Origin of the sequence: Variovorax sp. PCZ-1, assembly GCF_018413605.1 — a bacterium.
GTDB lineage: Bacteria > Pseudomonadota > Gammaproteobacteria > Burkholderiales > Burkholderiaceae_C > JANMDU01.
The window spans coordinates 58,025-80,518 of the sequence record NZ_JAHCDN010000002.1; the positions used below are offsets into that span (position 1 = coordinate 58,025).

General features: G+C 55.4%; 16 protein-coding genes. 12 read left to right on the forward strand and 4 right to left on the reverse strand.

The features are described 5' to 3' along the window. Position 1 precedes the first annotated feature (1 nt). Both ugpA and KIH26_RS10430 read right to left on the reverse strand, forming a co-directional pair. Positions 2 to 880 carry a sn-glycerol-3-phosphate ABC transporter permease UgpA gene (ugpA, locus tag KIH26_RS10425; protein WP_213444980.1) on the reverse strand — a complete coding sequence of 293 codons (879 nt, stop codon included), beginning with the start codon at positions 878 to 880 and terminating at the stop codon, positions 2 to 4. Between the two features lie 57 nt (positions 881 to 937). Continuing rightward, positions 938 to 2,296: an extracellular solute-binding protein gene (locus KIH26_RS10430; protein ID WP_213444982.1), complete on the reverse strand. Its 1,359-nt coding sequence runs from the start codon at positions 2,294 to 2,296 to the stop codon at positions 938 to 940. Positions 2,297 to 2,443: 147 nt separating this feature from the next. Here KIH26_RS10430 and KIH26_RS10435 point away from each other — a divergent pair, with 147 nt between their 5' ends. From KIH26_RS10435 to aspS, 12 genes are all read left to right on the forward strand, one after another. Further along, positions 2,444 to 6,397: a DUF3683 domain-containing protein gene (locus tag KIH26_RS10435; RefSeq protein ID WP_213444984.1), complete on the forward strand. Its 3,954-nt coding sequence runs from the start codon at positions 2,444 to 2,446 to the stop codon at positions 6,395 to 6,397. Between the two features lie 245 nt (positions 6,398 to 6,642). Next, positions 6,643 to 8,022: a FecR family protein gene (locus tag KIH26_RS10440; protein ID WP_213444986.1), complete on the forward strand. Its 1,380-nt coding sequence runs from the start codon at positions 6,643 to 6,645 to the stop codon at positions 8,020 to 8,022. Positions 8,023 to 8,074: 52 nt separating this feature from the next. Continuing rightward, a complete protein-coding gene (locus KIH26_RS10445) occupies positions 8,075 to 9,703 on the forward strand; it encodes a ShlB/FhaC/HecB family hemolysin secretion/activation protein (RefSeq protein WP_213444989.1) in 1,629 nt (542 codons plus the stop codon). Positions 9,704 to 9,743: 40 nt separating this feature from the next. Continuing rightward, a complete protein-coding gene (locus tag KIH26_RS10450) occupies positions 9,744 to 10,166 on the forward strand; it encodes a gamma-butyrobetaine hydroxylase family protein (protein ID WP_213444991.1) in 423 nt (140 codons plus the stop codon). A gap of 45 nt (positions 10,167 to 10,211) precedes the next feature. Further along, entirely contained in the window at positions 10,212 to 10,952 is a 741-nt protein-coding gene (gene ubiE, locus KIH26_RS10455; RefSeq protein ID WP_213444992.1) for a bifunctional demethylmenaquinone methyltransferase/2-methoxy-6-polyprenyl-1,4-benzoquinol methylase UbiE, read from the forward strand. A gap of 76 nt (positions 10,953 to 11,028) precedes the next feature. After that, positions 11,029 to 12,039 (forward strand): Tim44 domain-containing protein, encoded by a 1,011-nt coding sequence (locus KIH26_RS10460; RefSeq protein WP_503005153.1) that lies wholly within the window; start codon positions 11,029 to 11,031, stop codon positions 12,037 to 12,039. A gap of 342 nt (positions 12,040 to 12,381) precedes the next feature. Continuing rightward, positions 12,382 to 12,909, forward strand: coding sequence for a ubiquinone biosynthesis accessory factor UbiJ (locus tag KIH26_RS10465; protein WP_213444994.1), 528 nt, complete (start codon positions 12,382 to 12,384; stop codon positions 12,907 to 12,909). Continuing rightward, positions 12,906 to 14,486 (forward strand): ubiquinone biosynthesis regulatory protein kinase UbiB, encoded by a 1,581-nt coding sequence (ubiB, locus tag KIH26_RS10470; RefSeq protein ID WP_213444996.1) that lies wholly within the window; start codon positions 12,906 to 12,908, stop codon positions 14,484 to 14,486. Before KIH26_RS10465 ends, ubiB begins: the two co-directional genes overlap by 4 nt. A 191-nt stretch (positions 14,487 to 14,677) precedes the next feature. Then, entirely contained in the window at positions 14,678 to 16,129 is a 1,452-nt protein-coding gene (locus KIH26_RS10475; RefSeq protein WP_349627865.1) for a high affinity choline transporter 1, read from the forward strand. A gap of 92 nt (positions 16,130 to 16,221) precedes the next feature. Then, the gene (locus KIH26_RS10480; RefSeq protein ID WP_213444998.1) at positions 16,222 to 16,578 is read left to right on the forward strand and encodes an FmdB family zinc ribbon protein; all 357 of its coding nucleotides are present in this window, start codon (positions 16,222 to 16,224) and stop codon (positions 16,576 to 16,578) included. Positions 16,579 to 16,654: 76 nt separating this feature from the next. Continuing rightward, positions 16,655 to 17,296, forward strand: coding sequence for a DUF502 domain-containing protein (locus KIH26_RS10485; protein ID WP_213445982.1), 642 nt, complete (start codon positions 16,655 to 16,657; stop codon positions 17,294 to 17,296). A 20-nt stretch (positions 17,297 to 17,316) separates the two neighbouring features. After that, positions 17,317 to 19,137 (forward strand): aspartate--tRNA ligase, encoded by a 1,821-nt coding sequence (gene aspS / locus KIH26_RS10490; RefSeq protein WP_213445000.1) that lies wholly within the window; start codon positions 17,317 to 17,319, stop codon positions 19,135 to 19,137. A 78-nt stretch (positions 19,138 to 19,215) separates the two neighbouring features. Here the strand turns inward: aspS and KIH26_RS10495 are convergent, their stop codons facing one another. Then, entirely contained in the window at positions 19,216 to 20,067 is an 852-nt protein-coding gene (locus KIH26_RS10495) for a Csu type fimbrial protein (protein ID WP_213445002.1), read from the reverse strand. Then, positions 20,064 to 22,484 carry a fimbria/pilus outer membrane usher protein gene (locus KIH26_RS10500; protein ID WP_213445004.1) on the reverse strand — a complete coding sequence of 807 codons (2,421 nt, stop codon included), beginning with the start codon at positions 22,482 to 22,484 and terminating at the stop codon, positions 20,064 to 20,066. The genes KIH26_RS10495 and KIH26_RS10500 overlap by 4 nt, the downstream gene beginning before the upstream one ends. Positions 22,485 to 22,494 lie beyond the last annotated feature (10 nt).

The window sequence follows — 22,494 nt, forward strand, 5'->3', positions numbered from 1 at the left end:
ATCAATAGTGAACTTTCTTGCCCACGTACTTGAATTGAATCATCGTGAGCAAAATCACGATCACCATCAAGATCACCGATTGCGCGCTCGATGAACCGAGGTCAAGTGCGATGATGCCGTCGTAATACACCTTGTAAACCATGATCTCGGTTGCCTTCGCGGGGCCGCCGGAGGTGACGGCGTGAATCACGCTGAAGGTTTCAAAGAAGGCGTAAGTGGCGTTGACAACTAAGAGGAAGAAGGTGACAGGTGAGAGCAGGGGGAAAGAAATCGTCCAAAAGCGGCGCGATTCGCTCGCGCCGTCAATCGCGGCTGCTTCGAGTAAAGATTTGGGAATCGACTGCAGGCCTGCAAGGAAGAAGAGGAAGTTGTACGCAATCTGCTTCCATGCCGAAGCGATGATCACCAAGATCATGGCGTGTGTGCCGTTGAGCACAGGATTCCAATCAACGCCAAGTCCATTGAGTAGCCAAGCAATCGTGCCTGTTGCGGGGTTGAACAAAAACAGCCACATCGCGCCAGCCACTGCGGGGGCGACGGCATAGGGAATGATCAAAAAGGTTTTGTAAGCCGTTGCCCAACGCACCACGCGATCCGCCATCACAGCCAAAACCAAGGCTGGCGCCATAGCGAGGAACGTGACGGCCACAGAGAAATAAATTGTGCGCCAGACCGAAGCCAAATAATCCGGATCGCTCAAAACGCGTTTGAAATTGTCGAGGCCGACAAAAGTGACCGAGGTGCCAAAAGCATCTTGCTCCAGCACCGACATGAACAGCGCCTGTCCTGCAGGCCAAAAGAAAAAGATCACCGTGATGGCGATCTGGGGCGCGAGCAGCGCATACGGCAGCAGCTTGTTGTTGAAACCGACCGATTGCATTGTGGATTTTTAAAAGAATTGGGGTCTGCCAACGCAGACCCCAAAAAACTCAAAACATCAATTAGAAGCCATGCGATCAAAGGCGCGCAGCAATGCCGTGCCACGGCGCTGCGTGTTATGCAGTGCATCTGCAGCGTTTTGCTTGCCTTGCAAAGCCTTCTCGACTTCCTCGTGGTAAACATCACGAATTTCGACCCAACGGCCAAAGCGATAGCCGCCCGTGTGCTCGCCAGATTTGCCGCTGATCAGTTGCAGAATAGGCACATCGCGGCCGGGATTCTTGCTGAAGAAGCCTTCGTCTTGCATGGCCTTGAACGCGGCATTCGTTGCTGGCAAGAAGCCAGTTTCTTTCGCCCAAGTGGTCATCACAGGCGTGGAGCGCAGGTAGTTCAAGAAAAGCGCCACACCACGGTATTCATTGGCTGAGCGATTAGGTGCGTTAAACACCCAAAGCGATGCGCCGCCAATCGTGCTGGCGTAAGGCTGGCCGCCTTGCACAGCATCTGGCCAGAAGGGCAGAGGCGCTGTACCGAATTGGAATTTGGCATCGCGGGCAATCGCGCCCAAGCCGCCAGAAGATTGCAAGAGGATCGCGCACTCGCCAGAGATGAATTTAGCAGCTGCGTCATTGCTGCGGCCACCGTAGTCAAAGCTCTTGTCCTTTTGCATATCCACCAAGGTTTGGATGACGCGCTGATTCAAAGGCGTGTTGAGCTCCAAAGAAGCACCTGCGCCCGCTTTGCCATTGCTCATCGTGCCCAGTGGCTTGTTGTGCAAGGCGCTGTATTGCTCGAGCATGATCCAGGCGAGCCAAGTGGTGGTGAAACCGCAGGCTGCGCCGTTTTTCTCGCGGATGGTTTTGGCGGCAGAGACCAGCTCTGGCCAGGTGCGTGGTGGCTTATCGGCATTCAGGCCAGCCTTCTTCATCGCATCTTTGTTGTAGAACATCACAGCTGTCGACACGTTGAACGGCATCGAGAGCATGTCGCCATTGGGCAGGCTGTAGTAGCCGCGTGCGGGGGCGATGAAGTCTGCTGGGTTGAACTGCAAGTTCGCGCGCTTGAACACCTCGCTCACGGGCACGATGGCGTTTTTGGCGGCCGTCATGTCGCCCGAGCCAGCATCAAACATTTGCATGATGTGGGGTGGGTTGCCAGCACGGTAAGCGGCCACTGCAGCGGCGCGCTGCTCGGGATACTGACCTTTGAAGGTCGTCACTACGCGGAATTCGTTTTGCGAGGCATTGAATTCGTTGGAAAAACGGGTGAGCAACTCGCCGCCTTGGCCTGTGAGGCCCATCCACATTTGGATTTCGGTGCGCTGCTGGGCTATGGCAGGGATGGCCGTTGCGCCCAAAGTGAGGGCAGCAGTCACTGCCAGAAGAGATTGCTTTAAAACACTACGCTTGGGAGACATGAAACTTTCCTTTGAAGAAAAAACAGCACGGCCGCAAATCCTATGGGCTAAATGTGACAATTACATGAATGACATATTTGCGCATCAGGGTTGTCCCGCGCCTTTTGCTGCACTGCGGCGATAATGTCACATTGAGCAGCTAGATCTATGAACGCACCCTTGCCTCCCCAGCTTTTGGCCGAAGTTCTGCAAAAGACGCAGGACAGCCCCCGCTTGCGCGAAATTCCTTACAACTACACCTCGTTTTCCGACCGTGAAATCGTGATCAGGTTGCTAGGCTCTCGCTCTTGGGAGTTGCTGGAGCAATTGCGTGGTGAGCGGCAAACCGGGCGAAGCGCTCGCATGCTGTATGAGGTGCTCGGCGACATCTGGGTGGTGCAGCGTAATCCTTATTTGCAGGATGATTTGCTGGACAACCCCAAGCGTCGCAAGGCTTTGGTCGATGCGTTGAATCATCGCTTGACTGAAGTGGAAAAGCGCCGCACGCCGGGCACAGATGCTGAGCGCGATGCCAATGTGGGCAGCTTGCTGGAGGCCGCCCGCGCGTGCGTGAAATCGTTTTACGAATCTTTTTCTCAGGTGTATGACTTGAGGAAAAAAGCGACCAGCGTGTTGCGCAAAACGACGGCGAAAGACAACATCAAATTTGACGGCCTCTCACGTGTGAGCCACGTGACCGATGCGACCGATTGGCGCGTCGAATACCCGTTCGTGGTGCTGACGCCTGATACCGAAGCTGAGATGGCCGGTATGGTCAAAGCTTGTATCGAGTTAGGGCTCACTATCGTTCCTCGTGGCGGTGGTACAGGCTATACCGGCGGTGCGATTCCCCTGACCTGGAAATCGGCGGTCATCAATACCGAAAAATTAGAGACGATGACCGAAGTGCAGATGGTCAATCTGCCTGGTTTGGCTGAGCCTGTAGCAACAGTCTGGTCTGAAGCTGGCGTTGTGACGCAGCGCGTGGCGGATGCCGCTGAGCGCGCGGGCTATGTGTTTGCTGTTGACCCGACATCGGCAGAAGCGAGCTGCATCGGCGGCAATATTGCGATGAATGCGGGCGGTAAGAAGGCGGTGCTCTGGGGCACGGCTTTGGATAACCTGGCTTCATGGCGCATGGTCACGCCTGATGCACAGTGGCTGGAAGTCACGCGCCTGAATCACAACCTCGGCAAGATCCATGATGCGGAAATGGCCAGTTTCGAGCTGAAATATTTTGATGCGGGCGGCAAAAAACTGCTGCGAACAGAGCAACTCGACATCCCAGGCAAGACCTTCCGCAAAGAAGGCTTGGGCAAGGATGTGACGGACAAGTTCCTAAGCGGCCTACCCGGCATTCAGAAAGAAGGCTGCGATGGCTTAATCACCAGCGCGCGCTGGATCGTTCACAAAATGCCAGCGCACACGCGCACGGTATGCCTTGAGTTCTTCGGCCATGCCAAGAATGCTGTGCCGTCGATTGTGGAAATCATCGACTTCATGTTTGCGGAGCAAAAGCGCAGTGGCGTATTGCTCGCTGGCTTGGAGCATTTGGATGACCGCTATCTGAAAGCCGTGGGTTACGCCACGAAATCCAAGCGTGCGCAGTCACTTGGCGCAGCTGGCTCAGGTTTGCCCAAGATGGTGCTCATTGGCGATATCGTGGGCGACGATGCCGATGCTGTGGCACGCGCCACAAGTGAGGTGATCCGTTTGGCGAACTCGCGCAGTGGCGAAGGCTTCGTGGCCATCAGCCCCGAAGCGCGCAAAAAATTCTGGCTGGATCGCAAGCGCACCGCTGCGATTTCCAAGCACACCAATGCCTTCAAGATCAATGAAGATGTGGTGATCCCGTTGCCGCGCATGGCCGAATACACCGATGGCATTGAGCGCATCAATATCGAGCTTTCGCTGCGCAACAAACTGAAATTTGCCGATGAACTGCTCGCTTTCTTTGAGCGCGGCAATTTGCCTCTGGGCAAAGGCGATGATGCGCAAGAGATTCCTAGCGCTGAGCTGCTCGAAGGCCGTGTGAGCGAGGCGATTGCTCTGGTGAAAAGCGTGCGTGAGCTGTGGCAAGGCTGGCTCAATACGGTGGATGAAAAATTCGCTGAGCTTCAAAGCCACGAGCTGCGCGCCAGCTGGAAAACGCAACTCCGCGCTCCGCTGCGCAATATCTTCTCAGGCGGCGCGTTCAAAGGCATCTTGGATGAAGCCACTGCCATTCACAAGCGCGTGCTCAAGGGTCGCGTATGGATCGCCTTGCACATGCACGCAGGCGATGGCAATGTGCACACCAATATCCCCGTGAACAGCGATGATTACGAGATGCTACAAACCGCGCACGAAGCTGTGGGGCGCATCATGGCGCTGGCGCGCCTTTTGGATGGCGTGATCTCAGGCGAGCATGGCATTGGCATCACGAAGCTCGAGTTTTTGAGCGAAGCTGAGCTCAAACCGTTTGCAGACTACAAAGCCAAGGTCGATCCAGAGGGGCGTTTTAACAAAGGCAAATTGCTGCGAAATAGTGAGCACTCTGCGCAGGTATCTACTAACGAAAACGCTAAAAACATCTCAAAAAATGTGGGTGACACATGGTATGCAGACCTCACGCATGCCTACACGCCCAGCTTCGGTTTGATGGGGCATGAGTCGCTGATCATGCAGCAGTCTGACATTGGCGCGATTGCCGACTCGGTGAAAGATTGCCTGCGCTGCGGCAAATGCAAACCCGTCTGCGCCACGCATGTGCCGCGCGCGAATTTGCTCTATTCGCCGCGCAACAAAATCTTGGCCACTTCGCTGCTGATCGAAGCCTTCTTGTATGAAGAGCAAACGCGGCGCGGTGTGAGCATCAAGCATTGGGAAGAGTTTGAAGATGTGGCCGACCACTGCACCGTCTGCCACAAATGCGAATCGCCCTGCCCTGTGAAGATTGACTTTGGCGATGTCTCGATGAACATGCGCAATCTGCTGCGCAAGATGGACAAAAAATCCTTCCGCCCCGGCAATGCAGCGGCGATGTTCTTCTTGAACGCGACCAATCCTGAGACGATCAAACTGATGCGTACAGGTATGGTCGATATTGGCTTCAAAGCACAACGCTTGGCCAATGATCTGCTGCGCGGCTTGGCGAAAAAGCAAACCGCCAAACCGCCCGCGACTCTTGGCACAGCGCCGATCAAAGAGCAAGTCATTCATTTCATCAACAAGAAGATGCCCGGTGGCCTACCGAAGAAAACCGCCCGCGCCTTGCTCGACATCGAAGACAACGACTACGTGCCGATTATTCGCAATCCGAAGGCGACCACAGCTGAAACCGAAGCCGTGTTTTACTTCCCCGGCTGCGGCTCGGAGCGCCTGTTCTCACAAGTGGGCCTCGCCACGCAAGCCATGCTCTGGCATGCGGGCGTGCAAACCGTGCTCCCGCCTGGCTATTTGTGCTGCGGCTATCCGCAGCGCGGCTCAGGGCAATTCGACAAAGCCGAGAAGATGATCACCGACAACCGCGTGCTCTTCCATCGCGTGGCCAATACGCTGAATTACATGGACATCAAAACCGTGGTCGTCTCCTGCGGCACGTGTTATGACCAGCTCCAAGGCTACGAGTTTGACAAGATTTTCCCCGGCTGCCGCATCATTGATATTCATGAATATCTGCTGGAAAAAGGCATCACCTTGCCCCAAGGCCAAGGTGGTTTCCTTTACCATGAGCCTTGCCACAACCCCATGAAGTTGGGCGATTCCATGAAGACCGTGAAGGCCTTGGTGGGCGAGAATGTGCTCAAAAGCGAGCGCTGCTGCGGTGAGTCTGGCACGCTAGGTGTCTCGCGCCCCGATATTTCTACCCAAGTGCGTTTCCGTAAGGAAGAGGAAATCCGTAAAGGCGAAGCGGCTTTGCGTGCATCGGGCGCCGTCGCCGAAAAAGCCAATGTGAAAATCCTCACCAGCTGCCCCAGCTGCTTGCAAGGCCTCTCGCGCTATGGCAACGACCTGCAAAACGGCCTGCTCGAAGCCGATTACATTGTGGTGGAAATGGCCAACCAAATCCTCGGCGACAACTGGCTGCCCGAATACGTGGCCAAGGCCAATACAGGCGGAATTGAGCGAGTGCTGGTTTGATGTATTGCGAAGGCAAGAAGTGTGCGTTTTCTCACACTTTTTGCATTCTGCAGCTTGAGTCAACGCGCTTGGCAGGAGCTAGCGTGATTTATGCCCGCTTCAGCCAAGCTCACATGGCTAGGCAAAACCCTAGAAAAGCCCTACTATCATAGGGATTCACACTCAAAAAATCCCTGTCTTTGTGGGGCGATTTGTTCAGCATGCTTTCAACACATAAGAAAACAAGTTTTTCATGTCAGCAAACTTTGGCATTTTTCAGCTTAGCCGTCGTTTGTAGCGCGCTGAGCTGGAGTGCTTTCGCGCAAACGACGGTGACACCCGCAAATCGAACAAGCAATGCGGGTGAGGTGGAGTTCATGCGTGGCGTGGGTTTCGCGCAGACACCTGGCCAAACGCCGCGTACTCTGGGCAAGGGTTTGCCTTTGCAGGAAGGTGACCGTTTGACAACCGCCGATGGCGCAACTGCTGTGGTGAAACTGCAAGATGGCACACGCATGACCGTGCGTCCTGGCAGCGAGATGGTGCTCTCTCAGTTCAAATTCAGCCAGGATGCGCAGGACAACAGCATGGTAATCAATATGCTGCGCGGTGGCCTGCGCGCCATCACTGGCTTGATCGCCAAAGGCTCGCCCAACGCTGCACGCATTCAAACCAACACCGCCACCATTGGTATCCGCGGTACTGATTTTGATGCACGCATCTGCAGTGTGGACTGTGGCAATGAGGGGCGCCGTATTGCGCAAAATGCCAAGCCGAATGCCATTCAGGCCAGTGCAAAGGTATTGTCTTCGCGCGGCGAAGTGTTGGCCGTTGATGGTGCCGGTCAGCGCCGCCGCTTGGTCGATGGTGGTGGCTTGTACCCCGGCGATGTGGTGGAAACCGGGCAGGGCACACAAGCCGTATTGGCCTTCCGCGATGAATCTCGTGTGACGGTGGGAGCGACCACACGCTTTCGTATCGACAACTTTGTCTTTGACAGCAAAAACGCTGGCGAAGGCCGCATGCTCACCTCGATCCTCAAAGGCACGGTGCGCGCGCTCTCGGGCTTGATTGGCAAAGCCAATAACAAAAACGTGAGCTACAGCACCTCGACTGCAACCATCGGCATCCGCGGGACTGAAGTGCTCATTCGCTGTGTAGGCGTGTGCGCAGGCGAGGGCGGTGGTCAAGGCGATGGCCTCACGGTGTTCACCTATTCTGGTCAAGTGGATGTGACCAAGCTCACAGACTTCACCAGCAGTTTTGTTCTCACGCCTGGCCGGGGGCTGTCCGTCACACCAGCTGGCACTCAGGAGTTTGGTGCAGAGCCACCGAATGATCTGACTGCGCCTGGTAGCTTGCCTTTGCCAGCTTCTCTTTTTGGCAGCGACAACGTGAATGAAAACCAAGAAGGCTTGTATGTGTTTGTGCGCGATGGGCATATTGAGCTCACCACCAACTCCTCTGTTTTGCACCTAGGTCGAAACGAAGCAGGCTTGGCCGGTAACGATGGCAGCACGGTGCGCCCTCAAGATGTGCCGCGCTTTTTGGAATTTGACCGAACGCCTCTACCCAATTCCACCAATTTCAATGTGGCAGCATTGTTGGGGGATTCCAACATAACAGGTGGACGTGTTTGCCGCTGATCCACACATTGAGCCTGCGTTTGTCGCTGAATGTCACAATCTGAAGATGAACGTGAAGCCAAAACAATATCGCCCACTATTCGCTCAGTCTGTTTTGGCTCTGGCTGCTCTGGCTAGCCTGAGTGCGTTTGCACAAGTCGCTCCTGCGCCGCAAGCAACGATGGCCTCTAGCAATCCCAGTTTCGCCATTCGCGGTTTCAATATCAAAGGCGAGAATCCTCTGAGCGCAGCGCAGACCAGTAGCGTGCTGGCTCCTTTCTTGCGTACCGACGCCACAATCGATACCCTGCAAAAAGCCACCTCAACCCTTGAGGCGGCCCTGCGCGACGCAGGCTTCGGCTTACACAAAGTGTCGTTGCCGCCGCAAGAGGTGGGCGATACCGTCACACTGGAAATTGTGAAATTCACGATCGGCCGTGTGGTCGTCACTGGCAACCAGCACTTCGGTGAGGCCAATATTCGCAACAGCTTGCCCGAGCTGAAAGAGGGCAACTCTCCCAATTTCAAGCGCTTGGCGGTACAGACCGCTTTGGCCAACGAGAACAGCAGCAAGCAGATCAATGTGGCCTTGAAAGAGGCCAATGAGGCTGACAAGATTGATGCGACGGTGCAGGTGCGCGATATTCGCCCTTGGTTTGCTGCCGTGACGCTGAGCAACAATGGCAATGATTCATCCGGCAAAGATCGCTTCACCGTCTCCGCAGGGCACAACAACCTCTGGAACAGTGATCATCAAGCCGTGCTGGCCTACACCACATCGCTCGAGCGCACTGGTGATGTGCGCCAGTGGGGTTTGAATTACAAAATCCCTTTCTACAGTGCACGTGGCACGCTTGGCTTCTCTGCGACCCAATCGGATGTGCTGGGTACGTTTGCGACATTCACAAGCACAGGTGTTGGCCATACACGTGGCCTGAATTACACGATTTCCAATGAGCCCGAGGGCGGGCGGCGCAGTTATTTTTCAGTGAGTTTGGATGATCGCGTGTATGGCGCGGCTTTGGTCAACGGCGTGACGGTGGGTGTGGATCGACGCAGCCGGCCTCTGGGTGTGGGTTACAGCGTGAAAAACGAATCAGATGGCTCGGTCTGGGCTTACAACCTGGATCTATCTCTCAACATCGGTTCTGGCTCGGGCAACAATCTCACTGCTTACCGCTCTGAATTTAACGGCCTCGTTGCAGGCCAGGGTATTTCTAGCCGTGCTTTCAAGATCTTGCGGGCAGGGCATCAGTATTCGGCGAGCTTAGGCAAAACTTGGCTTTGGAGCGTGCGATCACAGGCGCAGTTGAGTAACACGGCCTTGATTTCTGGCGAGCAGATCGGCTTGGGCGGCACGGGCTCGCTGCGTGGCGCGCCGGATCGCGCTATTTCTGGGGATGCGGGTTTGCTCAGCAGTTTAGAGATCACTTCGCCTGAGTTGATCAAAGGTTTACGCCTCACCAGCTTCTTGGATTCTGGCTGGCTCAGCAATCGAAGTGCCGATGGCTTTCGTCGCGTGAGCAGTGATAACTTGGCCAGCCTCGGGCTGGGTCTGCGCTTTGGGCATCAAAGCGGCGTTTCTTTGAGTGCGGACTATGGTCGTTTGCTCAATAGCAGCAAACTGCCACTCACCAGTAATTCCAGTGCGCCACAAAAGGGCGATGACAAGCTGCATCTCACGATGTCCGTTCGCTTCTAAAATCTGAGCTTGCGCTGCTTCTAGCGCTTGGAAATTCATCATGGCTGGCCTCACGCAAGATACCCCCACACCGACGGACATCACCGTTCACCAACAATCCAAGTTGCTGGAAATTGCTTTTTCGGATGGCAAGGCCTTCAAGCTGCCGTTTGAACTGATGCGCGTGTATTCGCCGTCTGCCGAAGTACAAGGCCATGGACCGGGGCAGGAAACGCTACAAACAGGCAAGCGGGATGTGGGCTTGCAAGAGCTGGAGCCGATTGGCAATTACGCGATCAAACCCGTGTTTACCGATGGCCACGAGAGCGGGATTTTCTCTTGGGATTATTTGTATTTCCTCGGTAGCCAACAGGATGATCTGTGGAAGCGTTATTTGGCCAAGCTCGAAGAAGCGGGCGCGGATCGTGATGCGCCGATGCTTGGCGGCGGTGGGCATGTGCATGGCGCAGGCTGCAGTCATTGATTTCTATTTACTCTCAATTCAATAGCGCCTTGCGCAATCTACACCATGGCTAGCACGCATTTTGGCTACAAAACAGTCGATGAAAAAGATAAAGCGCGTAATGTACGCGGCGTGTTCGATTCCGTCGCCTCCAAATACGATGTGATGAACGATCTGATGTCTGCTGGCCTGCATCGCGGCTGGAAGGCGTACACGGTGCTCGTCTCCGGCGCGGGCTTGGGCTCCAAGGTGCTGGATGTAGCGGGCGGCACAGGTGATTTAGCGCTGGCTTTCGCCAAAAAGGTCGGCCTAGGCAACGGGCAGGGTGAAGTCGTTCACACCGATATCAACGAAGCCATGCTGCGCGTGGGGCGTGATCGCTTGGTGGATGCTGGGTATGCCTTGCCCACGCTGGTGTGCGATGCGGAGAAGCTGCCCTTGCCAAGCAACTATTTTGATGTGGTCACCGTTGCTTTCGGTTTGCGCAACATGACACACAAGGAAGAGGCGCTGGCCGAGATGTGCCGCGTGCTCAAGCCAGGCGGCAAACTCTTGGTGTTGGAGTTCTCCAAAGTGGCCCAACCTTTGCAAAAGGCCTACGATTGGTATTCCTTTAACATCCTGCCAAAATTGGGCTCAATGGTTGCAGGTGATGCGCAAAGCTATCAATATTTGGCGGAGAGTATTCGCATGCATCCTGATCAGGAGACGCTCAAAACCATGATGCTCTCGCAAGGATTCGGCCACGTGGATATCCACAATATGACAGCAGGCGTGGTCGCGTTGCATGTGGGTATCAAGTGCTGATTTCTTTCAAAGAAGCGCACTTGAAATGATGGGTTTGAGTGGCATGTGTGGGGTTCAATTTTTAATGAGGCGAGATATGAAGTTAATGTCTTACATCGTGACCGGCATCATGGCCGCCAGCTTGGCGCTCGTGAGCTTTGACGCAGATGCCGCTAAGCGCATGGGCGGCGGCAAATCGTTTGGTAAGCAATCCAATAATGTGACTCAGCGTGATGCTGCACCTGCAGCTCCCGCTGCAGCGCCAGGAGCCGCCGCTGCTGCCAAACCTAGCGCACCCGCTGCTGCAGGCGCTGCCGCAGCAGCTCCCAAGAAGCCTTGGGGTGCGATGCTCGGTGGTTTGGCTGCTGGCTTGGGGCTTGCATGGCTCGCCAGCTCGCTAGGTCTTGGTGAAGCCTTCGGTCAAATCTTGATGTTTGGTTTATTGGCTCTTCTCATCATGGTCGCTGTAGGCTGGTTCATGCGTCGCCGTGCGCAAGGCCAAGGCAATATGCAGCAAAACTCGCCTTATGCGATGGCTGGCGCAGGAGCAGGTGGCGCACCGAATGTGCCAACCCAGCGCAGCTACAGTCCAGAAAACGTCGGTAACGATGCGTCAGCACGCCCTTGGGAGCGCAATTCCACGGCTTTCCAGGCGCAGCCTCAATCCACGGGTGGTAGCTTGATCGGTTCACGCCTGTCTGGCGGCGCAAGCAACTGGACGATTCCTGCCGATTTCGATGCACCTGCCTTCCTCGCAACTGCCAAGCAAGCCTTCGTGGCCTTGCAAGCCGCTTGGGATAAGAACGATGTGAAGACCCTGGGCACGATGATGACAGATGAGATGCTGCGCGAAATTCGCCAGCAGCTCTCCGAGCGCGATCAGCACACCGGTGCTGGTGCAAATCACACCGAAGTGGCCGCGCTTGACGCCAAGCTCCTCGGCATTGAAGACACTGGCAGCGAGTGGATGGCCAGCGTGGAGTTCTCCGGCATGATCAAAGAAGATCCATCCCAGAGCCCCGGCCCATTCCGCGAAGTGTGGAACATGACCAAGCCCAAAGACGGCAGCGCAGGCTGGCTCGTTGCAGGTTTGCAGGCTTTGAACTGATCTGTTCTTCGCCCATTCAAGAAGCCCGGTTCGCCGGGCTTTTTTTATGCCTTTTGAGCAATTTGCCGGCGTATTTATTGCGCGAAGTGCTATTAATTTTGTAGTGTGCGGTGGTCGCTGTTTGGACAGACCGGCCGCGAGGCAAGGGGCTGCGGCGTCTGCCTCATATACGCCGCTCGGAGTTTGCAGCACCTGCCGCAAGAGTGTTGATGAAAACGCCTTGCGTTTTCACCATCGTTTCAGGCGATGGGTGTCGCCACTCTCCTGAGCCGGGTACATGAGCCCGCCCGAATACGGCCCCTGCAGGCCGCAAGAGCACCATAAGCAGAGATAATGCAAACCATGAGCACCGCCCCCGCTTTCCCCAGTTTCCCGATCCCCAAGCCGCCCGATTGGCTGTTGCGTGAAATGCAGCAGCGCGTTGTGTTGCTGCTCAATCATGTGTTGCAGCAAGAGCCTGAGGCCGTGGCCAGATTAAAGAGGCAAAAAGGGCAGATTGCCGGCATAGAATCTGCGTGGATAGCTATGAAATTAATAGTGACTCCGGCAGGATTGCTTGATCTAGCAGAGCCAGATGCTGAGGCTGATTTATCCCTCAAAGTGATCGATACGAATCCCTTGAGTATTCTGCAAACCTTGATGAGTGGTGAAAAGCCTCGCATGGAAGTCTCTGGCGATGTGATACTGGCAGCAGAAGTCAATTGGCTGGTCGATCATGTGCGCTGGGATGTGGAGGAGGATCTCTCACGCATCGTGGGCGATGTGCCAGCGCACACGCTCATGAAGGCGGTACGAGGCTTGGGTGATACGCTCAAGGCATTCATCGCCCCCAAAGCTAACAATCAACAAGAAGAATCACCCGCCCCATGAATTGGTTCACCCGCTTTGGCCGTGGCAGCTTCATTGTTTTTATTGCGTTGCGCTATGGGCTGGATCAGCTCGTGCTCACGAGCTTTCAGAAGCCTTGGCTTAAAGTCATCGCGCGCATTGCATCGCTGGGCAGAAATTTAAGCGCGCCGCGTGGCCAGCGGCTGCGTGAGGCGCTCGAAGCGCTCGGCCCGATCTTCGTGAAATTCGGCCAAGTGCTTTCCACGCGCCGCGATTTGCTGCCCACCGATATTGCTGATGAGCTGGCGCTGCTGCAAGATCGTGTGCCGCCGTTTGATGCAAGCATTGCTGTGGCCACGATTGAGCGCTCTTTTGGCCGCAAGCTCGCTGATCTCTTTGAGAGCTTTGATCAAAAGCCGATTGCCAGTGCATCGATTGCACAAGTGCATTTCGCCACACTCAAAACCAAAGATGGCCAGCTGCGCGAAGTGGCGGTGAAAGTGCTGCGCCCTGGCATGCTGCCCGTGATTGACAAAGATTTGAGCCTCATGCGCATGATGGCAGGCTGGGTGGAAAGTCTCTCGGCCGATGGCAAACGCTTGAAGCCGATGGAAGTGGTGGCGGAGTTTGACAAGTATCTGCACGATGAGCTCGATCTCGTGCGCGAAGCCTCAAACGCTGCGCAACTTCGCCGCAATATGGCGGGCTTGAATTTGGTGATGATTCCCGAAATGTTTTGGGACTATTGCCATACCGAAGTCATCGTGATGGAGCGGATGACGGGCATCCCGATCAACCAGATCGATACGCTCAAAGCCGCAGGCGTCGATTTCAAAAAGCTTTCACGCGATGGTGTGACGATTTTCTTCACACAAGTCTTCCGCGATGGTTTTTTTCATGCCGATATGCATCCCGGCAATATTCAGGTGAGCACGGCGAGCGAGACTTTTGGCCGCTACATCTCGCTGGATTTCGGCATTGTCGGCACGCTCACCGAGGTCGATAAAGATTACCTCGCGCAAAACTTCGCCGCCTTTTTCCGCAGAGACTACAAGCGCGTGGCCGAGCTGCATATTGAATCAGGCTGGGTACCGCAAAACACACGGGTCGATGAGCTCGAATCCGCCATTCGTGCCGTCTGCGAGCCTTTCTTTGATCGGCCACTCAAAGAGCTCTCGCTGGGCATTGTGCTCATGCGCCTCTTCCAAACCTCGCGCCGCTTCCATGTCGAGATCCAGCCCCAGCTTGTGCTCCTACAAAAGACCCTGCTCAACATCGAAGGCTTAGGCCGTCAGCTCGATCCCGATTTGGATTTGTGGGCCACCGCCAAGCCATTCCTCGAAAAATGGATGGCAGAGCAAGTCGGCCCGCAGCGCTTCTCGGATGCGCTCAAAGCCCAAGCGCCGCGCTATGCCAAGCTCATCCCGCATCTGCCGCGATTGCTCACTGATTATTTGCAGCGGCCAGGAGGCGGGAATGACGCGCTCATTCAAGAGCTGCTACAAGAGCAAAAGCGCACCAATGCCCTGCTGCAAAAAATCGTTTATGGCGCGATTGGCTTCGTGTTGGGAATGGTAGCGCTACAGCTCATTTTGTACCTACGCATCCGTCTCTGGTGATTGTTCTTTACTTATTTTTAAGCAAAAACGGCTGATTGCCGGCATCAATACTGCGCGAAGTGCTATGAAATACGCAGCATGCCATACATGGGCTCTTACTGAGTAAAAACCCTTTATTGCTCACGGGCTGACGTGAATTGGCATACAAGATGCATAAAATCCCAGCCATTGCTTAAGCGGAGACATCAATCGTGAGTTCATTGATCATTTTTGTGGCCTTTTATCTGGCCGTCACCATTGCCATCGGCCTCATCGCTGCGCGCCGCGTGCAGAATTCGGCTGATTACATGGTGGCTGGCCGCAGCTTGCCGCTGTATATGAACATGGCCACGGTGTTTGCCACTTGGTTTGGCGCGGAGACGGTGCTCTCCATCTCGGCCACCTTTGCGCGCGATGGCTTAGGCGGCATCCCTGGCGATCCGTTTGGCGCATCGCTGTGTCTCGTGCTCGCGGCCTTGCTGTTTGCCAAGCTGTTCTATCGCATGAATCTCCTAACGATTGGTGATTTTTACAAGCAGCGCTATGGCAAAACGGTCGAGGTGATCACGAGTTTTGCCATCGTGGCATCGTACTTGGGCTGGACATCGGCGCAAATGACGGCTCTGGGCTTGGTGATTCATGTGCTCTCGGGGGGCGCTGTCAGCTTAAGCGCCGCGATTGTGATTGGCGGCTTGGTCGTGCTGATCTATACGATTTTTGGCGGCATGTGGTCGGTGGCTTTCACCGATCTCTTCCAGGTGGTGGTGATCATCGTTGGTCTGTCACTCGTGGCTTGGCTGGTGAGTGATATGGCGGGCGGCACACAAAAAGTGATCGCGCAGGCCGCAGCAGATGGCAAATTCAACTGGATTCCGGCAGACAGCAAGGGCTGGTGGGCGATGGCGGGCGCATTCTTCGCCTTTGCCTTTGGCTCGATTCCTCAGCAAGACGTGTTCCAACGTATGACCAGCGCCAAAGATGAGAAAACGGCGATGCGCGGCACGATGTTCGGTGGCCTGATTTACTTTGCCTTTGCTTTCGTTCCCATGTTCATCGCTTATGCCGCTGTGGTGTCCGATCCAGCTGTAGCGAAGCTGTTTGGTGCGGAAGATGCGCGCGAAATCCAAAAAGTGTTGCCTGATTTGGTGTTGGGCAAAATGCCGCTGTGGGCACAGGTGATGTTCTTCGGCGCGCTGCTCTCGGCGATTTTGTCCACCGCCAGTGGCGCTTTGCTCGCGCCCACTTCGTTGTTCACAGAAAACGTGCTCAAGCCTTTTGTGCCGAAGATGAATGACAAGCAATTCCTCTTCACTCTACGCATCGTCTTGGTCACCTTTACCGCTATTGCCCTGCTCTTTGCTTTGAACAGCACGAGCACGATGTATGAAATGGTGCAAAACGCCTACAACGTGACTTTGGCTGGCGCATTCATCCCCTTGGTGGCGGGCGCCTACTGGAAGCGCGCCACCACGCAGGGCGCGATGTTTGCCGCGATCGGCGGGCTGGCTGTTTGGCTGGGCGCCATGAATTTCGCACCCGAATCGCTGATCCCGGCCAATTTACTGGGTTTGTTTGCCTCGGCTGTGTTGATGCTGCTGGGCTCGCTTGCGCCGCAAATCATCAAAAACGCTGGGCATCCCATCCCAAAGCACGCTTTTGACTAAACGCCGAGCCAAACGTCGGGTTCAGGGCGACAAACTATAATGCTGGGTTGCCCGCACCGTAGCGGGCAACGTTCATTTTTGCTTCCAGCATCATGCCGATTTACGCCTACAAATGCTCTGACTGCGGCCACGCCAAAGACGTGCTGCAAAAAATCTCTGACGATCCGCTTACCATCTGCCCCGCCTGCGGGGCTGCGGCATTCTCCAAGCAAGTGACTGCGGCTGGCTTCCAGCTCAAGGGCGCTGGCTGGTATGTGACGGATTTTCGCTCAGGCGGTGATGGGGCGAACAGCGGCGTAGGCAAGGCGGCCGAAGCACCGAAGACCGATGCGCCAGCGGCCACGCCTGCAGCTGCCCCCGCAGCTTCTACGGCTGCACCTGCTGCTTCTCCAGCACCAGCCCCTGCACCAGTTGCTACTAAATCTGTAGCATCTCCCGCAGCTTCCTAGCCGGCGAATGGCTTAAAACGCTTTGAAATCCATCTGACATTCATCTGAAACTTGGCTCTGAGACACTTCAACAATGATGAAATCCATCCGTAAATGGCTGCTCGCAGGCTTGCTCGTGATCGTTCCGGTCATGGTCACGCTCTGGGTGCTTGATTGGATCGTCTCCAGCCTCGACAAAACCCTGCAGATCCTGCCCGGTGATTGGCATCCGGATAAGTTGATTGGTTTTCACATCCCCGGCTTTGGCGTGTTGCTTGCTTTGGCTATTTTGTTGGTCGTCGGCGCGGCAGCTAGCAATTTTCTGGGCAAGAAGCTCGTCTCTTGGTGGGATGCGCTGCTCAATCGCATTCCGGTGGTGCGCTCGATTTATTCCAGCGTCAAACAAGTCTCTGACACGCTGTTTTCCGACAGTGGAAATGCCTTCCGCACCGCCGTGCTCGTGCAATGGCCGCGCGAGAATGTCTGGACGATTGCCTTTATCACCGGCACGCCTGTGGGCGAAGTCGCGTCGCATCTCAAAAACGGCAGCGCTGATGAATTCGTGAGCGTTTATGTGCCCACCACGCCCAACCCCACCGGCGGTTATTTTGTCTTGCTCAAAAAGAGCGATTGCATTGAACTCAAGATGAGCGTGGATGAAGCGCTCAAGTACATCGTCTCGATGGGTGTGGTGGTGCCAGGTGGCCCTGCTGCCTTATCCACATCAGCCGCCAAGTGAATTTAGAAAGAGAAACAGTTATGTCAGCAGTTACCTCCATGCGCTCAAGCTACGCCGGCCTCGTCACCGAAGCGCATCTCGGCCAAATCGTCACGCTCTGCGGCTGGGTCAATCGTCGCCGCGACCATGGTGGCGTGATCTTTATTGATTTGCGTGACCGCGAAGGCACAGTCCAAGTGGTTTGCGATCCGGATCGCGCTGACACGTTCAAAGTGGCCGAAGGCATTCGCAATGAATTCTGTGTGCAGATGAAAGGCCTCGTGCGCGCCCGCCCCGCCGGCACGACGAATGACAACATCAAAAGTGGCAAGATTGAAATTCTCTGCCATGAGCTCACTGTGCTCAACGCATCGGTCACGCCACCGTTCCAGCTCGATGATGACAACCTGAGCGAGACCACGCGCCTCACACACCGCGTGCTCGATCTGCGCCGCCCCTACATGCAAAACAATTTGATGCTGCGCTACAAAGTGGCGATGGCGGTGCGCAATTATTTGGATGGCGCGGGCTTCATCGATATCGAAACGCCGATGCTCACTAAATCCACACCCGAAGGCGCGCGCGATTACCTCGTGCCCAGCCGCGTGCACGATGGCCAATTCTTCGCGCTGCCGCAATCGCCTCAGCTCTTCAAGCAGCTCTTGATGGTGGCCGGCTACGACCGCTATTACCAAATCACCAAATGCTTCCGCGATGAAGATTTGCGCGCGGATCGTCAGCCTGAATTCACGCAGATTGATATTGAGACCAGCTTCCTCACCGAGCAAGAAATTCGCGACATGTTCCAAGGCATGATGACGCAAGTCTTCAAGCAAACCATGAATGTGGATCTCGGCGAATTCCCCGTGATGAAGTATGCAGACGCGATGTTCAAATACGGCTCAGATAAGCCCGATCTGCGCGTGCTGCTCGAATTCACCGAAATGACCGAAGAGATGAAGACGGTCGATTTCAAAGTCTTCAGCGGCGCTGCCAACATGAAGGGTGGCCGCGTGGTGGCTATGCGCGTGCCCCACGGTGGTGTGGAAGGCACCGGCTTTTCCCGCAGCGATATTGATGGCTTCACAGAATTCGTGAAGATCTACGGCGCTAAGGGCTTGGCCTACATCAAGGTGTTGGATTTGGCAAAGGGCCGTGATGGCTTGCAAAGCCCGATTGTGAAAAACATCCATGACGAAGCCTTGAATGCGCTGCTGCAAAAGACTGGTGCGCAAAACGGCGACATCATTTTCTTCGGCGCAGACAAAGAGAAGATCGTCAACGACGCGATTGGCGCTCTACGTATCAAAATCGGCCACAGCGATTTCGGCAAAAAAGGCGGTCTCTTCGTGGATCGTTGGGCACCGATGTGGGTGGTGGATTTCCCGATGTTTGAATACGATGACGAAAGCCAGCGCTATACCGCTGTGCACCACCCCTTCACGGCGCCGAAAGACGGCCATGAAGACTGGATGGTGACCGCGCCTGAGAAATGCATCGCCAAAGGCTACGACATGGTCTTGAACGGCTGGGAAATCGGCGGCGGCTCCGTGCGTATCCACCGCGCCGATGTTCAGGCCAAAGTGTTTGATGCTTTGAAGATCACGCCCGAGGAGCAGCAACTCAAATTCGGCTTCTTGCTCGATGCCCTGCAATACGGCGCGCCTCCTCACGGCGGCTTGGCCTTCGGCCTGGATCGCATCGTGACCTTGATGACCAAAGCCGAATCCATTCGCGATGTGATTGCCTTCCCCAAGACGCAACGCGCTCAGTGCTTGCTCACGCAAGCGCCTTCGCCTGTGGACGAGAAGCAATTGCGCGAGCTGCATATCAAGCTGCGTAACACAGCCGCAGCTGCGTGATGAAGGTGTAGAGTGCTATTGAATAAATAGCACTCTGCGCAGTCTCCAAGCCAGCAAATGCCCCCAAAGACTTAAAAATCAGTAGGTGATGGTGAGCGTATGCGCTTGCGTACCGGTGCAGGTGCCAGTGGCGCATGTGCCTGCTTGATTCGCGGGTGCTGTTGCCGTGATGGAGTGTGCTTGAGGCGCGCCTGTTGCATTGACGCTTGTTGCACTGAGGCTGAGGTTATACAAAATGCCTGCAATGGTTCCGCTGTTCGCACTCAGGCTCATCGTGTAGGGCGTTTGATTCGTGCAGTTGACGCTGAAATTGGTGGTTGCATTGACTGGCGAAGCTGAGAATGCTTGATAGCTCAGATTGATGTTGCCAGGAGGGGTGCTGATGGCGCACACGGGATCGATCACGGCGTAAAACGCGATAGGATCTTGCCCCACAATGGGATTGGTCTGCGGAATACGCACAATGAAGCTAACCAAGGTGTCGTCGTAAGTACCTGCAGGTTTGCCAGTCTGGCTGGTGATGCGCAGATAGTAGGGTACGTTGAATGAAGTGATCAAACCCGTGCCGAAATTGATGTTGCCGTTTACGCGCCGATTGCTGTTGTTCCATGTGGAGGCGTAAGTTGATTCGCGGTAGATGTTGTAGTTCAGCGTTTGCGTGCCGCCGATTCTGGTGTATTGGCGTCCGGCAGGAGGTTCGCCTTGGTCTATGCCAACTGAATAAGTATTGGTAGCCGAGTCTGTGGATAGGCGTGTGCAGGTGATTGTCACCTGACCGGAGGTGTTCAAAACAGTACCTTGGGTGTAACGCACATTCAAAGAGTTTCCTGAGACCGTACAGTCATAGGCTGCATGGCTGATGAGCGGCAAAGTACCCATCATGGACGCAGCAAGTGCGACCCAAGAGCGTTTGTTCATGCATCGTTTCATCGCTTCACTCCTTCGCAGCGCACAGGCCCTAGTCGCAAAATATCGTCGGCTTTGCTCTCGGGTGGCAGTTCGAGCTGTATCTTGCAGTTTGTGCCGTTGTGTTTGAGGACCAAGGTATTTTTGGGCTGCAAACCTGTCATGAAGGCTTCACCGCGCCGAGCCACAAAGAATTCTTGTTTGTCACCCACCAATTCAATCTCTGCACCGGCTGGCGCATCTTGTCCATCGGCCAGAATGATCTTGATCAGCGCCGCGCGACCTGTACGCACAGGGAAGATGATTTTGACGCCGCTGCGTGCAGCTGGCACGGTGATTTGCTCGATGTTGTCAATCTCGGCACTGATGGGTAACTCGGAGGGATCCAGGCGAATGTTATTGCGCTGAAAAGATTGCAGGCGCGGCAAAAATGCTCGACCACTCGCATCGGTGCGAGCTTGTACGCTGCCTTGGAAGCCCACGCCTACATCGGCATAGCCCGGCACTTCCACGATGGCGAAGCTGTCTTGTACCCGGCGAGAAGCATGCAATTGGCCATCGATGAAGACCAGGGCGCTTTGCAAACCGAGGCGCATGTTTTGCTGCGAAGCGTTGGCACTGATGTCGCCAGTGACCAAAGCTTTACTGGCTTGGTGGTACAGGCCTGCTTCGGCATAGCCTTTGTCAGCGCGCACGCCTGCCAGAGCTCGCCAGCCTGTGCCCAACTCGCCAACAGGCGCTTGGCTCACACTGGTGTAAGCATCGGTTTGGCCTGCGCGATGGTTCACGCTGGTGGAAGAGTTCATACGATTGTCGAGTGGAATATTCAGACTCAAGCCTATTGATGTGGCAGGCGCTGCCACGCCAGATCCAAAAGCACGTGTCGCGCTCACGCTCAGAGTGCTGCGCTGGCCGATGCGCATGGAGTAATTGGCGCTGGCTGTGCGGATTTCGCCTGTGCCGTAAGTGTCAATGCGCGCCAAGCCGACACCCAATGCGCCGAAGCGCTCGCTGTTGTAGCTGTAGTTGAGGGCGCTCTCTAGTTTGTTGGGAAGCGAATTGCCAGTGAGGCCAAGTTGGCGGTAATCTCGGCTCGCGCTGGTGACACGTCCGTTGAAACCATGCTTCAAGTGGCTGTATTCGAGGCCTATGCCCCACTCTGTGCCCTTGCCAGTAGTTTTGTCTCGGCTCGTTGCCAAGCTAGCGTAACCTAGCATTTGAAACGGCAGTGCCAGGTTCAGCCCTAGGCCGAGGGTTTGGGTATCGCTTCCGATTTGCGCGGAGATTTCACCCGTGGTTTCTTTGGAAAAACCGTAGCGATACAGGCCGGAGCCAAAGCCTTGGCCATACTTGGCACTGTCCGTACCGAGGTTTTCGCGTACCGCACCGAACTCGACACTCCAATCACTCAAGCCTTTTTCGAGCAAACTGCTGTGGCTGAAAAACGGTTGCACGATCACCGTCTCGCGCCCGAGCACATCGCGCACCACCATGCGCACATTGCCACCGCCCGTGAGCAACGGGAAATTGTCAATAGCGAATGGACCGGTGGGTACGTTAGACGTTTGGCGTAACGCATCATTCACATACAGCTCCACCGTGCTGGGCGCGCTGGATGTGCCTTGGATCACAGGAATGGGCTGGCTGATAAAGCCCGGAGTCAGTGCAAAATTTCGCGTCAGCTGCACACCGCCGAAATACACACTGCGGCTGCCGACGCCACCGCGCGTGCTGGCATCACCCAAGCGAAGCGTGAGCTTGTGATCGGGCAGATCACGGGTGAACGTGGTTTCGAGCCTGCGCCAGCTGGAAGACAGTGCAGGATCACTCGTCATCAAGTTCCGCCCTACAAAGCTGCTGGTGAGCACGCCCCAATTACCAGACAAACCTGCCTCGGTCAGCGCTCCCAAATCTCGTGTACCCACGCCGCCTGCATTGCGAAACCAGCTTTGGCTGTAATTCAGGTCGTAATTGAAAAACACCGCTGGAACACTGGGGCTGATGTCCAGCTTTTGCACATCGTCGTTTGCCAAGCGGGTGGATGCGAAAGCATTGGGGGAAAAAACGAGATCAATCGACTGGTCTGCGAAATTCAGGCGTGATTCATAGCCAGGCACGGATCCCAGTGAGTACCATGCTTGGCTTCGATAAATGAGAGGCTGAACATTGTCGCGGCGATGGAGTCGCCATTCTGTGAACGCATCTTCCAGGGCATAGAGCATGCCATCGCGCTCCAAAAAGAGCCAATTACCACTGGGTGCGCCATTGACACGCACTTCCAGAGGCAAGATGCGCAAAGCGAGCGCAGGTGCGATGGGCGTGCCTACTGAACTAGGCGCAGGACTGATCTGTGCTTGTGCACCAACGGGTATCAAGCAGCCAACCATCAGCCCTGTGCGAAAGAGCGCCGACACCAAAGGATGGGCTGGCCTGCACTTCATAAGGCTGCAC

Bases quoted from the DNA above. Each gene is read 5' to 3' on its own strand.
- ugpA (WP_213444980.1), bottom strand. From the start codon at position 880: ATGCAATCGGTCGGTTTCAACAACAAGCTGCTGCCGTATGCGCTGCTC.
- KIH26_RS10430 (WP_213444982.1), bottom strand. From the start codon at position 2,296: ATGTCTCCCAAGCGTAGTGTTTTAAAGCAATCTCTTCTGGCAGTGACT.
- KIH26_RS10435 (WP_213444984.1), top strand. From the start codon at position 2,444: ATGAACGCACCCTTGCCTCCCCAGCTTTTGGCCGAAGTTCTGCAAAAG.
- KIH26_RS10450 (WP_213444991.1), top strand. From the start codon at position 9,744: ATGGCTGGCCTCACGCAAGATACCCCCACACCGACGGACATCACCGTT.
- ubiE (WP_213444992.1), top strand. From the start codon at position 10,212: ATGGCTAGCACGCATTTTGGCTACAAAACAGTCGATGAAAAAGATAAA.
- KIH26_RS10460 (WP_503005153.1), top strand. From the start codon at position 11,029: ATGAAGTTAATGTCTTACATCGTGACCGGCATCATGGCCGCCAGCTTG.
- KIH26_RS10465 (WP_213444994.1), top strand. From the start codon at position 12,382: ATGAGCACCGCCCCCGCTTTCCCCAGTTTCCCGATCCCCAAGCCGCCC.
- ubiB (WP_213444996.1), top strand. From the start codon at position 12,906: ATGAATTGGTTCACCCGCTTTGGCCGTGGCAGCTTCATTGTTTTTATT.
- KIH26_RS10480 (WP_213444998.1), top strand. From the start codon at position 16,222: ATGCCGATTTACGCCTACAAATGCTCTGACTGCGGCCACGCCAAAGAC.
- KIH26_RS10485 (WP_213445982.1), top strand. From the start codon at position 16,655: ATGAAATCCATCCGTAAATGGCTGCTCGCAGGCTTGCTCGTGATCGTT.
- aspS (WP_213445000.1), top strand. From the start codon at position 17,317: ATGTCAGCAGTTACCTCCATGCGCTCAAGCTACGCCGGCCTCGTCACC.
- KIH26_RS10495 (WP_213445002.1), bottom strand. From the start codon at position 20,067: ATGAAACGATGCATGAACAAACGCTCTTGGGTCGCACTTGCTGCGTCC.
- KIH26_RS10500 (WP_213445004.1), bottom strand. From the start codon at position 22,484: ATGAAGTGCAGGCCAGCCCATCCTTTGGTGTCGGCGCTCTTTCGCACA.